The organism is Kluyvera sp. CHPC 1.2972 (assembly GCF_036759925.1).
Taxonomy (GTDB): Bacteria; Pseudomonadota; Gammaproteobacteria; order Enterobacterales; family Enterobacteriaceae; genus Kluyvera.
Genome location: NZ_JAPKIB010000008.1, coordinates 128,849 through 140,944, shown reverse-complemented (window position 1 = coordinate 140,944; position 12,096 = coordinate 128,849). Strand labels below are relative to the sequence as shown.

18 protein-coding genes are annotated in these 12,096 nt (G+C 55.4%); 9 read left to right on the top strand and 9 right to left on the bottom strand.

What is annotated here, in order from left to right; all coding sequences use genetic code 11:
• Nucleotides 1-7: 7 nt before the first annotated feature.
• Entirely contained in the window at nt 8-1,357 is a 1,350-nt protein-coding gene (locus V6944_RS14500; protein ID WP_333499463.1) for an MATE family efflux transporter, read from the bottom strand.
• A 180-nt stretch (nt 1,358-1,537) separates the two neighbouring features.
• On the opposite strand from V6944_RS14500, the gene V6944_RS14495 reads away from it, so the two are divergent.
• On the top strand, nt 1,538-1,933 hold the full coding sequence (locus V6944_RS14495; RefSeq protein ID WP_333499462.1) for a lysozyme inhibitor LprI family protein: 396 nt from the start codon (nt 1,538-1,540) through the stop codon (nt 1,931-1,933).
• Here the strand turns inward: V6944_RS14495 and rutR are convergent.
• Complete coding sequence (gene rutR, locus V6944_RS14490; RefSeq protein WP_185666465.1) at nt 1,930-2,568, bottom strand: HTH-type transcriptional regulator RutR; 639 nt, start codon at nt 2,566-2,568, stop codon at nt 1,930-1,932. The two genes, V6944_RS14495 and rutR, sit on opposite strands and share 4 nt — an antisense overlap.
• Before the next feature lie 113 nt (nt 2,569-2,681).
• Nucleotides 2,682-2,858 (bottom strand): general stress protein, encoded by a 177-nt coding sequence (locus V6944_RS14485; protein WP_185666466.1) that lies wholly within the window; start codon nt 2,856-2,858, stop codon nt 2,682-2,684.
• A 370-nt stretch (nt 2,859-3,228) separates the two neighbouring features.
• Between V6944_RS14485 and wrbA the strand changes: the two genes are divergently transcribed.
• Nucleotides 3,229-3,834 (top strand): NAD(P)H:quinone oxidoreductase, encoded by a 606-nt coding sequence (gene wrbA / locus V6944_RS14480; protein ID WP_333495713.1) that lies wholly within the window; start codon nt 3,229-3,231, stop codon nt 3,832-3,834.
• A 20-nt stretch (nt 3,835-3,854) separates the two neighbouring features.
• A complete protein-coding gene (locus V6944_RS14475) occupies nt 3,855-4,082 on the top strand; it encodes a YccJ family protein (RefSeq protein WP_185666467.1) in 228 nt (75 codons plus the stop codon).
• A gap of 94 nt (nt 4,083-4,176) precedes the next feature.
• Here the strand turns inward: V6944_RS14475 and V6944_RS14470 are convergent, their stop codons facing one another.
• The 4 genes from V6944_RS14470 to V6944_RS14455 are packed head-to-tail and all read right to left on the bottom strand — an operon-like array spanning nt 4,177 to nt 7,282.
• Nucleotides 4,177-4,860 carry an amino acid ABC transporter permease gene (locus tag V6944_RS14470; RefSeq protein ID WP_333499461.1) on the bottom strand — a complete coding sequence of 228 codons (684 nt, stop codon included), beginning with the start codon at nt 4,858-4,860 and terminating at the stop codon, nt 4,177-4,179.
• On the bottom strand, nt 4,850-5,635 hold the full coding sequence (locus V6944_RS14465) for an amino acid ABC transporter permease (protein ID WP_333499497.1): 786 nt from the start codon (nt 5,633-5,635) through the stop codon (nt 4,850-4,852). Before V6944_RS14465 ends, V6944_RS14470 begins: the two co-directional genes overlap by 11 nt.
• On the bottom strand, nt 5,635-6,453 hold the full coding sequence (locus V6944_RS14460) for an amino acid ABC transporter ATP-binding protein (RefSeq protein ID WP_333499460.1): 819 nt from the start codon (nt 6,451-6,453) through the stop codon (nt 5,635-5,637). Before V6944_RS14460 ends, V6944_RS14465 begins: the two co-directional genes overlap by 1 nt.
• Before the next feature lies 1 nt (nt 6,454).
• The gene (locus tag V6944_RS14455) at nt 6,455-7,282 is read right to left on the bottom strand and encodes an ABC transporter substrate-binding protein (RefSeq protein WP_333499459.1); all 828 of its coding nucleotides are present in this window, start codon (nt 7,280-7,282) and stop codon (nt 6,455-6,457) included.
• 425 nt (nt 7,283-7,707) lie between these two features.
• Here V6944_RS14455 and V6944_RS14450 point away from each other — a divergent pair, with 425 nt between their 5' ends.
• Together V6944_RS14450 and V6944_RS14445 are read left to right on the top strand one after the other, a co-directional pair.
• Nucleotides 7,708-8,118 carry a Spy/CpxP family protein refolding chaperone gene (locus V6944_RS14450; RefSeq protein ID WP_333499458.1) on the top strand — a complete coding sequence of 137 codons (411 nt, stop codon included), beginning with the start codon at nt 7,708-7,710 and terminating at the stop codon, nt 8,116-8,118.
• A gap of 5 nt (nt 8,119-8,123) precedes the next feature.
• Entirely contained in the window at nt 8,124-8,375 is a 252-nt protein-coding gene (locus V6944_RS14445) for a late histone H1 (RefSeq protein ID WP_185666472.1), read from the top strand.
• An 84-nt stretch (nt 8,376-8,459) separates the two neighbouring features.
• On the opposite strand, the gene V6944_RS14440 is transcribed toward V6944_RS14445, so the two are convergent.
• Complete coding sequence (locus V6944_RS14440) at nt 8,460-8,801, bottom strand: HigA family addiction module antitoxin (RefSeq protein WP_333499457.1); 342 nt, start codon at nt 8,799-8,801, stop codon at nt 8,460-8,462.
• A gap of 204 nt (nt 8,802-9,005) precedes the next feature.
• On the opposite strand from V6944_RS14440, the gene V6944_RS14435 reads away from it, so the two are divergent.
• Genes V6944_RS14435 through V6944_RS14425 form a run of 3 tightly spaced genes read left to right on the top strand, consistent with a single transcriptional unit; the run spans nt 9,006 to nt 10,924 of the window.
• Nucleotides 9,006-9,584, top strand: coding sequence for a TetR/AcrR family transcriptional regulator (locus V6944_RS14435; protein ID WP_333499456.1), 579 nt, complete (start codon nt 9,006-9,008; stop codon nt 9,582-9,584).
• A gap of 21 nt (nt 9,585-9,605) precedes the next feature.
• Nucleotides 9,606-10,406, top strand: a complete 801-nt coding sequence (locus V6944_RS14430; protein WP_333499455.1) for a winged helix-turn-helix domain-containing protein — start codon at nt 9,606-9,608, stop codon at nt 10,404-10,406.
• Nucleotides 10,406-10,924 carry a FidL-like protein gene (locus V6944_RS14425; protein ID WP_333499454.1) on the top strand — a complete coding sequence of 173 codons (519 nt, stop codon included), beginning with the start codon at nt 10,406-10,408 and terminating at the stop codon, nt 10,922-10,924. The genes V6944_RS14430 and V6944_RS14425 overlap by 1 nt, the downstream gene beginning before the upstream one ends.
• On the opposite strand, the gene V6944_RS14420 is transcribed toward V6944_RS14425, so the two are convergent.
• The gene (locus V6944_RS14420) at nt 10,921-11,349 is read right to left on the bottom strand and encodes a FosA family fosfomycin resistance glutathione transferase (RefSeq protein WP_333499453.1); all 429 of its coding nucleotides are present in this window, start codon (nt 11,347-11,349) and stop codon (nt 10,921-10,923) included. The two genes, V6944_RS14425 and V6944_RS14420, sit on opposite strands and share 4 nt — an antisense overlap.
• A gap of 464 nt (nt 11,350-11,813) precedes the next feature.
• On the opposite strand from V6944_RS14420, the gene V6944_RS14415 reads away from it, so the two are divergent.
• Nucleotides 11,814-12,092 (top strand): BMC domain-containing protein, encoded by a 279-nt coding sequence (locus V6944_RS14415; protein ID WP_001540796.1) that lies wholly within the window; start codon nt 11,814-11,816, stop codon nt 12,090-12,092.
• Nucleotides 12,093-12,096: the final 4 nt, after the last annotated feature.

Here is a 12,096-nt window from a genome sequence, read left to right as displayed (position 1 = left end):
TCACTGGCTAAAATACAGATTTTGTCGTCCACACCCGGCTGTGCCAGCGTCGATACATCAGCATCGCCCGCAGCCCTTCATCAATAATGTAGGCTATCCACACCCCCACCAGCCCCCAGCCGATATACACGCCAAGCAGGTAGGAAAACGGCAGGCTGACAATCCACATCACGATAATCCCGCAGATAAACGGAAAACGAACGTCGCCGGTGGCGTTCAGGCTGCTGATAACAATGATATTGGTCGCACGCCCCAGTTCGAGCAAAATCGACAGCATAAACAGCTTTTTGGTCAGGGCGATAATCTCCTGATTGGGGGTAAAGAGCTGCATAATCGGCTCGGCAAGCAGGTAGATAACCACGCTGATGGACAAGGCCACCATCAGCCCCAGCCGCCAGCTTTTAATCCCCTGGCGGTACGCCGCGTCTATCTCCCGCGCCCCCACCGCACGCCCGATAATAATCTGCGAGGCCTGGCCGATGGACATGGCAAACAGCGCAACAAACTGGCTGATCGTTGAGGCGTACACCTTAGTGGTCAGCGCCTCGGTGCCAAGAAAAGCGATAATGGCCGTCACCACCAGCTGCGACCCCGCATAGGAGAGGTTCTCCCCCGCCGACGGCAGGCCATAGCGTAAAATGGCCCCCAGCATCTTTCGCGAGCACTGTTTCAGTTTCTGCCAGCGGAACACGTAGCCAATGTATTTTTTCAGCATCCACGCCGACATCAGCATGCCAATAACGTTGGCAATACACACCGCAATCCCCACCCCGGTGACGCCAAGGTCGAGAAAGCTCAGCTTGCCGTAGAGGAAGAGATAGTTGAACACCACGTTAATTACGCTGACCGTAATCGGCACCAGCATCGCCTGGCGGACATAGCCGTGGGTGCGCAGAATCGGCAAAATGGACGAATAGAGAGCGATAACCACCGAAATACCGCCAATAATACGGATAAACGGCGACCCTACGACCACCAGCGCCTCGCTGAGCCCCAGCATGCGCAGAAACGCATCGCCGAACAGGATAAAGATAAGGCTCATCGCCACGCCAATGAGAAAAGCGACCACCAGCCCGTTGGTGATCACCCGCTCAACGCGCTTAAACCGCTTCGCGCCAATCAGCTGCGCCACCACAATCTGTACGCCGACGGTCAAAAACCCGTAAAAGATCACCGAAATTGCCAGTATCTGGTTGGCAACGCCGGTGGCAGCAACGGCTTCGTCGGAATAGTGCCCCAGCATAAAAACGCTGACGTACCCGAGCATCAACCGCAGCAGTTGCTCCACAAAAATCGGCCACGCCAGCGTGAAAAGCTTTAACCGAGGCTGAACGTTAGTGCCGGACATCACTGTCATCTCCCTTTCCTCTCCCATGCGAATGCGCGATCATCAACCTTCTACACCAAAGGCGTCCAGTCGATCGTTGCGTCACCTTTCAAATTCGGAAAAACGAACGGTGGTTGGAGGAGATTCGGGGGTAAAATCGTGTTATATCCTGAGCCTAAGCGCCGTATGAATAATCTGGAGAGTCAACCGATGAAACGTCTCTTACCCGCCTTCGCCCTGCTGCTGACCAGCGGTTATGCCCTGGCGGACGAATGTGCCGATGCCACCACGCAGGCGGATTTGAATACCTGTTCCGCCGCGCAGTATCAGGCGGCCGATAAAAAGCTCAATCAAACCTGGCAGGATGTTCTGAAGCGCGCGGAACCTACGCAGCGAGAGTTACTGAAGAAAGCCCAGTCGGTGTGGATTACGCTGCGGGACGCGGACTGTGCGTTTATCAGCTCCAGTAGCCACGGCGGCAGCGCGCAACCGATGGTGAACAGCCAGTGCCTGACCGACAAAACCAACGAGCGCGAGGCGTTTCTCTCGTCGCTGCTACAGTGTGAAGAGGGCGACCTGAGCTGCCCTCTGCCACCCGCCAGCTAACGGACGCGAATACCGTCGATGATAATCCGCTGGACGTTGTCGACGGTCTGCTGAAAGAAGGTTTCATCACGCAGGGTTTTGCCGGTCACCGCTTCCACCTGGGTGGCGAAATCGGCGTAGTGCTGAGTCGTCGCCCAGATCATAAAGATTAGATGGTGCGGGTCGATAGGCGCGAGCTTTCCAGCCTGAACCCAGGCGGCAATAATCGCCGATTTATCCGCGACCAGCGCTTTCAGGTCGCCGGTCAACTCATCCATCACCAGCGGCGCACCCTGCAGCATCTCCAGACAGAACAGCTTAGAGGCCTGCGGGTAGTCGCGCGAGACTTCCAGCTTAAGGCGGATATACTCTTTAATCGCCACCAGCGGTGCCAGATCTTCACGAAATGCCTTCAGCGGCGCCAGCCAGATATCGAGGATCTGCTGCATCACGGCCACGTAAAGCGCCTCTTTTGAGGGGAAGTAGTAAAGCAGATTAGTTTTCGACACCCCGGCCAGCTCCGCAACCTGTTCAAGGCGCGTGCCGTGGATCCCGTATTGTGAAAAGGTATTTAGCGCGGCGGTAAGGATGGCCTGCTTTTTCGCGCTCACGGCCTGCGAACGTTTGCCACCTTTCTTTACTGCATCCTGAGCCATGCGCCCTCTCCTTGTTATTTACGGCATCAATGCCTATTTTGCGGGTTACGGCCAGAAAAAGAAACCGCCGGATTATCCGGCGGTTAGGAGAGAGGCAGACAATTCACACACCGCTAGCTGTTGCGGTGACTGCCATGGCTGTTTTTCCCGCCTTTTTTGCCCGCTTCCGAGGCGCGTTGGGGATCGTTCTTAAAGTTCCCGCCGCTGTGTTGGCCGCCCTTACGACCTGCTTCTGATGCTCTTTCACGGTCTTCGGCAAAATTGCCGGAACCGCCACGATGGTTTGCCATTACTGACCTCCGGTTGAGAGAACGACATAGTGCATTACGTAATTCAAAGCGCGTTCACCCGCCGTGCTGCACGGGTAGTAATAAGGTTAGTCGTCGCAGCGGCAGCGCAGGCAAATTGGTCACATTTTGTCATATCTGCCCGCCGTTTTTGCCAGATGGGCGTCTTACGGTTGCGTAATTGACTCTTATGGTGGAGAAAAGCCGATCGGATAAAAGTGTGTCAGCGTACGTCAAAGCGCGCAGCGGCGGCAAAAAATCATGCCACAACGGCCTGAATAAATAGCCGAATCGTTGCAGCGAATCCGTCATTAGCGACTATGCTTAAAAATGCTTGTTAGGTAACCGACGAATTTGACACAGGAGAGTTAAGATGAGTGGAAATGCAAGTGTTCTGGTGCTCTATTATTCTATGTACGGACACATTGAAACGATGGCTAAAGCGGTAGCCGAAGGCGCCAATAAGGTCGACGGCGTTGACGTCACCATCAAGCGCGTACCAGAAACGATGCAAGCAGAAGCCTTTGCCAAAGCCGGTGGCAAAGCGCAGGCGGTGCCCGTCGCCACCCCACAAGAACTGGCTGATTACGACGCCATTATCTTCGGTACCCCTACCCGATTCGGCAATATGGCCGGGCAAATGCGCACCTTCCTCGATCAGACCGGCGGCCTATGGGCGTCCGGCGCGTTATACGGCAAACTGGCCAGCGTCTTTAGCTCAACCGGCACCGGCGGCGGTCAGGAACAGACCATTACCTCAACCTGGACGACGCTCGCCCACCACGGTATGTTAATTGTGCCGATTGGCTACGCAGCCCAGGAGCTGTTTGATGTTTCTCAGGTTCGCGGCGGCACGCCATACGGCGCGACCACTATCGCTGGCGGAGACGGTTCACGCCAGCCAAGCCAGGAAGAGCTGTCCATCGCTCGTTACCAGGGTGAATACGTGGCAGGCCTGGCCGTCAAAATGAAAGGCTAATGATTTAAGGGAGAAGCGATATGCCGACACAAGAAGGCAAGGCTCATCACATTGGTGAATGGGCCAGTCTGCGCAATACGTCACCCGAAATCGCCGAAGCGATTTTTGAGCTGGCGAAATATGATGAAAAGACGGCAGAGAAAATCTGGGAAGAAGGCAGCGATGCCGTTCTCGAACTGGCCTTCAGCAAAACGGACAAAGACGCGCTCTTCTGGGGCGAGCAAACCATCGAACGTAAAAACGTGTGATGTGCTAAACCCGGCGTCGGCATAAATGCCTCGGCCGGGCTACCACACCTGTCATTCGTAGCCCGGCCGAGCATCGCGACGCCGGGTTTGTTTTTTATATCGCCACCCGCCGCTGCCAGCGTTTCGCCACCCTTTCCAGCCCAAAGCACAGCAGATAATAGACTACGCCGATAAAGACAAATATCGCCGTCGGGTAGATCTGTACGCGGTTGTTCACCTGCCCCGCCACCGTGGTCAGTTCCGGCACGTTGACGATAAACGCCAGCGACGTATCTTTCAGCAGGCTGATAAAAATCCCCACCAGCGAAGGCAGCACGTTGCGCAGCGTCTGCGGCAGCAGAATCAACCGCAGGCTCTGCCCGGCGCTAAAGCCCTGGGTCAGCGCCGCTTCATACTGCCCGCCAGGCAGCGCGCGCAGCCCGGCCAGCACCGAATGCATGACCGAGGCGGCGGTAAACCACGCCAGCGCCAGGGTCACCGTCACCGCGCCCGGCAGGTCGCTCCCGGTCAGCATCGGCAGCAGATACCACAGCCAGAAGATAACGAAGATCAGCGGAATACCGCGTATCACCTCCGCCCAGAGATAGAGCAAACGCCGGATCAAACCGGAAAATCGCCACGCCGCGCAGGCTAGCAGAATGCCGCCCGGCAGCGCCAGCGCGCCTGCGCCTATCGCCATCATCAGCGTTAGCACTACGCCTCCGGGTTCACCGTCGGCCAGTCGCCCCCATAAGAGATAGTCGAGGTTGTCGTAAATTACCGCCAGATTAGCGTTCATTTGCTACCCCTCCCGTGACGCTCGCCGCCGATTTTCGCACGCGCTTAGGCTGCCCTACCGGTTTGGGTCCCAGACGGCTCAACAACAGCCCCAACGCCACGCCAGTCAGCAGATAGAGCACGGTGCCCACCGCGAAAGCCTCCAGCGCATGCGCGTTATAGCTTTCGATTTGCCGCACCTGATAGGTCAGCTCGGCGAAACCAATGCCACTCGCCAGCGACGAGAGCTTCATCAGGTTCAGATACTGCCCCACCACCGGTTGCCAGGCGTTAGCCAGCCCCTGCGGCAGCAAAATATGTCGCAGCAGTCCAGCGGTGGAAAACCCCTGCGCCAGCGCCGCTTCACGCTGGCCGTTCGGCACGCTTTGCAGCCCCGCCGCCACTTCCTCAATTAAAAATGCCGAGGTAAAGACGCCAAGACCCCAGGCCGAACACAGAAACTCCGGCGTCAGCCACCAGACGTTGCCGGGTAGAATCGACCAATCGTGCGGGTCGTTGACAAAATCCCGCAGCCCCTGCGGCAGGAAGTTCCATGCGGCAAAGTACCAGAACAGCAGTTGCACCAGCAGCGGCGTATTGCGAAACAGCGACACCCAGCAGGCGGTGATACCCTGCCCCAACCGCCCTCCGGCGAGACGCAACAGTAAAAACAGCGCCGCCAGCGCGCTTGCCAGCACAATTCCGGCAAGCGATACCCACAGCGTGGTGAGAAAGCCCGAGATAATCCATTGCAGAGGCTGCCCGCTAAGCACCCCCTGCCAGTCAAAATTCACCATCACGCCGTCCGCTCCTGATGCAGCGGGTCCAGCACCTTCTGCAGAAAACGCCGCGCGCGCGGATGCTGTGGGCGACCGAAGAACGCCGCCGGAGGCGCCACCTCCAGCACATCGCCGCCGTCGATAAACACCACCCGGTCAGCAATTTCGCGGGCAAACTGCATTTCATGGGTCACCACAATCATGGTGATCCCGCTGTGCGCCAGCGACTGCATGACATGCAGCACTTCGCCGATCATTTCCGGGTCCAGCGCCGAGGTAGGTTCGTCAAACAGGATGATTTGTGGCGAGGAGGCCAGCGCCCGAGCAATCGCCACGCGCTGCTGCTGGCCGCCGGATAACTGCGAAGGCATCGCATCGGCCTTTTCTGCAAGCCCGACCTTTTGCAGCAACTCCTGCGCACGCCGCTGGGCATCGTTGCGCTTCCAGCCATGCACCGACTCCAGCGCTAACATGATGTTCTGCGCTGCCGTCAGATGGGCATAAAGATTGAACTGCTGGAAGACGAAGCCGATTCGGCTGCGCAGCTGGCGCAGCGCCCGGCCGCTTAGCTGGCTGGTTGGCTTGTCGTCAATCAGGATTTCACCGCCGCTGAGGCTTTCCAGTTGGTTTATCAGGCGAATCAGCGTTGATTTCCCCGACCCCGAAGGCCCGAGGATCGCCACCACTTCGCCGGGATTAATCGTCAAATCGATGCCGTTCAGCACCCGATGACTACCGTATTCTTTCACTGCCTGTCGGAACGTCACGCTGGCATTCTGCAGATGTGAAAAATCCGCGGACTTCGCCGCGGAACGAGAAAGTAAAGCCGACAACATATTATTTTGCTTCTATGGTGAAGGAACGAGGCTGCGGCGCTTTAGTGGAAGGACCAAACCAGGTGTCGTAGATTTTCGCTGCATCGCCCGATTTCTCCAGCGCCACCAGCTCATCATTCACCGCTTTCAGCAGCGCCGGTTCACCTTTTTTCACGCCTACACCAATCTCTTCTTTACTGAGCAAGTCCGGCAGGATTTTGAATTTGGCTTTATCCGGCGCTTCACCCAGCAGGCCTGCCAGAATGGTGCTGTCCTGGGTAATCGCCTGCACGTTGCCGTTACGCAAGGCGGTGAGCGCCAGCGGAATATCGTCATAGGAGAGCACGCGCGCCTGCGGGAAGCGCTGATGCAGCGTCTGCTCGCCGGTCGTGCCTTTCACTGCGCCGATGCGCGCTTTGCTGTAATCGTCGAGCTTATCGCCGCCGGTCGCCGGTACCAGGAACTGCTGGCCGGTAACGAAGTACGGGGTGGAGAAGTCGATAACCTGTGCGCGCTCTGGGGTAATGGTGATGTCGGCGACAATCAGATCTGCCTTGCCGGATTGCAGCAATGGAATTCGATTAGCCGGGTTGGTCGCCACCAGTTCCAGCTTCACGCCCAGCGATTTTGCCAGCGCTTTGGCGAAATCCACGTCGTAGCCCACCAGTTCGTGCGTTTTCGCGTCCACGGAACCAAACGGCGGGTTGGCATCAAAGGTGGCCACTTTGACCACGCCTTTCGCTTTGATATCCGCCAGCTGATCGGCCTGCGCGGTGAAAGTGCTCAAGCCGGTAGCCACCAGGCCAGTGATAAGTGCGAGCTGTGCAATTGTCTGTTTTGTCTTTGCCATAATCTTTCTGGATACCCCTGTTTTTGTATTGTCTTTTTACGCTCCCACACCGCCCTCAGTGGAACAAATAACGATTCGCTATGCTTTATAACCAAATGTCATTTGGCGAAAGTAATTGTTATCTAAAGGTAAAATCTGATTAACAACGCCAGATATCGCAAATGCTTTGCACAATTTCATCTTTCCATTGGTATGGATTTCCTGCTGAAATGGTCGAAAAGAAAACCGTAACCTTAAGAAGGTCTTAATACGTAAACAGTTATGATTTCATAGAGTCATTGTTTCCCATCGTTACCAACAGACACAACAATCCGCAAGCATTGAGACTGGCTGGCAACCTATCATTACCCTGACAAAAATCAGGGGGGTTTTCCTCCGTTGCCTGACGCTTCGGCGTCAATTTGAATGCTTTATGGATGACTACAATGAAAAAATTTACCCGCACCGCTTTACTGGTTGCCACCCTTGCTGGTGCGACCTTCGCCGCTCAGGCTGCTGATACCACCGCTGCTCCAGCCCCGGCTCAGGACCCTATCGTTCAGCATCTGAAGCTGACCGATGCCCAGGTGTCCAAAATGAAAACCCTGCACCAGCAACTGGAGAAAAACGTTCAGGCTATCTCCATGAAGGATATTAAAGACGGCATGATCATCAACATGATCCAGTCCGGCAAATGGGATGAAGCGGGCGTGAACAAACAGCTGGCGGCGTTCAGCAAGGTTGACCAGCAGGTGCGTTACTACAAAGTGAAATACTACTTTGACTTAAGCCAGGTGCTGACCGCTGAACAGCGTAAGCAGGTTCAAAACGATCTGGCCCAGGCTGCGGCGGAGTAAGCAACATGAAAAAAATCGCGATGATGTTAGGCGCCTGCGCACTGCTAGCAATGGGTGCGGCGAATGCCGCCAACGGTCAGGCAGTCGCCAACGCAAAAACCGCCTGCCAGAACAATCCATCCCAGTGCGCTCAGGCGAAGAGCACGGCAAAAGCCAATGCGCAGAAAGAAGCGAAAGCAGCTAAAGACGCCTGTGCGAAAAACCAGACGGCCTGCGATAACGCAAAAGCGAAAGCTAAAAGCGCTGCGCAGAAGTAAGTCACGGTAGTGAACACAAAAAAGGCCGCAGGGAGATATTCCGGCGGCCTTTATCATTAGTAGAAGGAAAGATTGACCCCGACTTTACGCAGCGTTTTTATTCGCTTTAACGCGTGCGGCCAGGAAGTCTTCTGCCGTAACAATTTGATTAAGTTCAACCTGAAGACGGGCGTCGTTTTCGGTTTCCCATACATCAACAGCGGCCTGTAAATTAATCCAGAATTCGGCTGAAGTATCAAACACTTTAGCCAAGCGAAACGCCATATCAATAGTCAGCTTACGATTATTGTTAACTAACGCGCTTACCGTATTACGGTGTACCTGCAACATTTCCGCCAGATCGTTGATTTTAAGGTCAAGCGGCTCCAGGTATTCAAACAGGAGGATGTCCCCTACTGTAGTCGGCTTTCTGGTTGCTTGATTCATAATTTACTCCATGATAGTCGGCAGCTTAGCTCCATTAAAATGTCTAGGCCGATTTATATTTTAAAATGAAAATAAGCACAGATATGACCGAAACCAACTGATTTCTACCACAAATTGTGACCTCTCACGCATTACCCACAATCCTTATACGGACATCTCCTTCGCTTTGATCGCTGTCAAAAATAATCATACCGTCTGGTCGGTATGATTCGGGCCATGAACATGGAAGCCCAACACCGCAAAAAAGATCCGGTCCGTTTATATCAACTGCTGCTGGAATCGGCAGCGATGATTGCCGGACGAGACGGCATTGCCGCCCTGTCGCTGAACGCTGTCGCCCGGGAAGCTGGCGTCAGTAAAGGCGGGTTAATCCACCACTTTCCCAATAAACAGGCGCTGATTTACGCACTGTTTACCCGGCTGCTGGCGATTATGGAAGAAGCGATCATCGCGTTGATGCAGCAGGATGGCGTCAGCTATGGCCGCTTTACCCGCGCCTATCTGAACTACCTTGCCGATCTGACGGATACGCACGAAAGCCGCCAGTTGATGGTGCTGTCGCTGGCCATGCCGGATGAACCGGTGCTGCGAAAATGCTGGCGCGACTGGATGCTGGATCACCTTGCGCGTGGCGACGCGCTGGATAATAGCCCCACCGGTACGCTGGTGCGCTATGCGGCAGACGGCATCTGGTTATCTGAACTCACGGAAGGGATCACCATGTGCGCCGAGCACCGACGAACGTTGGTCGAATCTCTTAATAAGATGACGCTTCCCGCGTGAAGCACATAGGCTGAGGCCGCGATGCGCTACAACATCAATGCCCGTTTTATTTATGACGCAACGGATGGCACGATAACGCTGCCGCAAAGCGATGAGCCGGACAGCCAGCTGTCTATCACCGCCAGCGCCCTGCTGTTCTTCTTTTTGCATAACACCGGAATCGTCAGCCGGGAAGAGGTACTCAAGAAAGTCTGGGATGACAATGGGTTAACCTCGTCGAACAGCAACCTGAATCAATATCTGAGTATGCTGCGCAAAACCTTCCGCCACTACGGAATCGACAACATTATCGTCACCGTGTCGCGGGGTTATTTGCAGCTCAACCCGGACGTGGTCATTGAGGCGCTGGACGATACCCCACCGCCCGCCCCCATGCCGGAACCGCCGGTCATCGTCGACGAAGCCGCGCCAGAGACGCCGCTGGAAACCCCACCCGCTACGGCGCATGCGCGCGGCACCTGCTGGTATATCGCGGGTGCCTGCCTGCTAACCATTGCGCTGCTGCTACTTATTCTTAGCCTGGTGGGGGTGCGAGAGTCGCGCCCCATCACCCTGAGCCAAATCACCCATAGCCAGTGCGAACTGCTGGCCAGCGATGAGATGCTGCGCTCGGTCAGCGCCAGCGCCTACGTGAAAAATTTCGATGAGGTGCGTGAGCGGCTGAAGGTCGAGTGCAAACCCGGCGAGCGCTTCCTCTTCTTCTACGGCGACAGGCTGGAGACCAACGGCCTGGGGCGCGTATTTCTCGCCCACTGCGCGATGCATGAAGATAACCCGTTTAGCTACTGCGATAACTACTTTTACTACTCCTGGAAGCCGTAATGAAACTCGCGCCGCGTACGTTCTTTGCCCTTTCTCTGCTCATCTTTATCGCGGTCGCCGGGTTTAGCGCCTGGCGTCTTCTGCCCGATGAAAACGCCGGGGTGATGAGCTGCTCCACGAAAGGGATCATGCGTTTTGAAAATATGGAAAAAGAGAACGTGAACGGCAACATTCACTTCAACTTTGGCAGCCATGGCAAAGGCTCAATGGTGGTCGAGGGCTATACCGATTCGGCCGCCGGCTGGCTCTATCTACAGCGCTACGTCAAATTCAGCTACAGCAGCAAACGCATTTCCGCCACCGAACGCCACTACCGTATCAACCAGTGGGAGTCGAGCGCCTCGTCCATCGATGAGTCGCCGGACGTGATTTTCGCCTACTTTATGCGCGAGATGTCCGACAGCCACGACGGGCTGTTTCTCAACGCCCAGAAGCTTAACGACAAGGCGATTCTGCTCAGTTCCATCAACTCACCGCTGTGGATCTGTACGCTGAAATCCGGTAGCGCGCTGAACTAAATCTCATCGTCCTCATAAAAGACCATGCCTTGATAAGGGCGCTCACGGCAGGCGGCCAGTCGCTGGGCAAGACTGCCAACGTGCAGTTCCAGCTTGTGCCCGTCCGGGTCAAGAAAATAGTACGACGCCCCTTCGCTGCGGTTATCCTTCCACACCACCGTTCCGGCCTGCGCCAGCCGCTCGGCCATCGTTGCAAAATCAGCTTCCGCCACGCTAAAGGCATAGTGGGTATAATCGCTCTCCTTGGGCGGCGTGTTGCGACGCTGGTCATCCAGCGACAGGCAAAGCCACAACTCTCCACACGACAAATAGGCTCCGCCATCCCAGCGGGCGTGCAGGCGCATCCCCAGTAACCGGTGATAAAAAGCGACGCTTGGCGTCAGGTCGCTGACCGCCAGGGTCAGATGGTTAAGTCCACTTAGCATAATCCCCTCTGAATAATTAACGCTGCTCAGGCGCACTGACCGCAAACTGTGATCCATCGCGCACGCGCTTTTTCCCGCCGCTTACCCCTCGCAAAAAAGCGCATCTTTTGCGTTTAGCCTCGCCGCCAAAATTTGAACCTCACCACAGTTGCCCCTGCGCTATGTTACCCGATTTTTGTATAAATTTAGCAATTTCATAACATTCGTGACTGACGCCATGGGCGCTGAAAAAAGCACCTTACTTTCGTCAAAATCCCTCCCCGCACCACAGCATAAAGAGATAAATCAGCGGCCATAAAAGGCTAAATGGCAGAGTTTTTATCTAAATCAGACTCACACTCAGATTTAAATTCCACAAGAACCGCTAGTCCCTATAGTGAATCCCGAACGCCGCTGCCGTGGGTTAACGCCGTGACACGGACGGTTTTCCTGAAATCACACAACCTGTTTTGAGGAGTGAAGCAATGGGTGATGCATTAGGGCTTATCGAAACCAAAGGTCTGGTGGCCTGCATTGAAGCCGCGGATGCGATGTGTAAAGCCGCCAACGTTGAACTGATTGGCTACGAAAACGTCGGCTCCGGCCTCGTTACCGCGATGGTGAAAGGCGACGTCGGCGCGGTGAAAGCGGCGGTGGATTCCGGCGTGGAATCGGCGCAGCGCATTGGGGAAGTGGTGACGTCGCTGGTGATTGCACGTCCGCATAACGACATCAACAAAATTGTCATTAAACACAAGGCTTAAGGCC

Bases quoted from the DNA above. Each gene is read 5' to 3' on its own strand.
- V6944_RS14500 (WP_333499463.1), bottom strand. From the start codon at position 1,357: ATGACAGTGATGTCCGGCACTAACGTTCAGCCTCGGTTAAAGCTTTTC.
- V6944_RS14495 (WP_333499462.1), top strand. From the start codon at position 1,538: ATGAAACGTCTCTTACCCGCCTTCGCCCTGCTGCTGACCAGCGGTTAT.
- rutR (WP_185666465.1), bottom strand. From the start codon at position 2,568: ATGGCTCAGGATGCAGTAAAGAAAGGTGGCAAACGTTCGCAGGCCGTG.
- V6944_RS14485 (WP_185666466.1), bottom strand. From the start codon at position 2,858: ATGGCAAACCATCGTGGCGGTTCCGGCAATTTTGCCGAAGACCGTGAA.
- wrbA (WP_333495713.1), top strand. From the start codon at position 3,229: ATGAGTGGAAATGCAAGTGTTCTGGTGCTCTATTATTCTATGTACGGA.
- V6944_RS14475 (WP_185666467.1), top strand. From the start codon at position 3,855: ATGCCGACACAAGAAGGCAAGGCTCATCACATTGGTGAATGGGCCAGT.
- V6944_RS14470 (WP_333499461.1), bottom strand. From the start codon at position 4,860: ATGAACGCTAATCTGGCGGTAATTTACGACAACCTCGACTATCTCTTA.
- V6944_RS14465 (WP_333499497.1), bottom strand. From the start codon at position 5,635: ATGGTGAATTTTGACTGGCAGGGGGTGCTTAGCGGGCAGCCTCTGCAA.
- V6944_RS14460 (WP_333499460.1), bottom strand. From the start codon at position 6,453: ATGTTGTCGGCTTTACTTTCTCGTTCCGCGGCGAAGTCCGCGGATTTT.
- V6944_RS14455 (WP_333499459.1), bottom strand. From the start codon at position 7,282: ATGGCAAAGACAAAACAGACAATTGCACAGCTCGCACTTATCACTGGC.
- V6944_RS14450 (WP_333499458.1), top strand. From the start codon at position 7,708: ATGAAAAAATTTACCCGCACCGCTTTACTGGTTGCCACCCTTGCTGGT.
- V6944_RS14445 (WP_185666472.1), top strand. From the start codon at position 8,124: ATGAAAAAAATCGCGATGATGTTAGGCGCCTGCGCACTGCTAGCAATG.
- V6944_RS14440 (WP_333499457.1), bottom strand. From the start codon at position 8,801: ATGAATCAAGCAACCAGAAAGCCGACTACAGTAGGGGACATCCTCCTG.
- V6944_RS14435 (WP_333499456.1), top strand. From the start codon at position 9,006: ATGATTCGGGCCATGAACATGGAAGCCCAACACCGCAAAAAAGATCCG.
- V6944_RS14430 (WP_333499455.1), top strand. From the start codon at position 9,606: ATGCGCTACAACATCAATGCCCGTTTTATTTATGACGCAACGGATGGC.
- V6944_RS14425 (WP_333499454.1), top strand. From the start codon at position 10,406: ATGAAACTCGCGCCGCGTACGTTCTTTGCCCTTTCTCTGCTCATCTTT.
- V6944_RS14420 (WP_333499453.1), bottom strand. From the start codon at position 11,349: ATGCTAAGTGGACTTAACCATCTGACCCTGGCGGTCAGCGACCTGACG.
- V6944_RS14415 (WP_001540796.1), top strand. From the start codon at position 11,814: ATGGGTGATGCATTAGGGCTTATCGAAACCAAAGGTCTGGTGGCCTGC.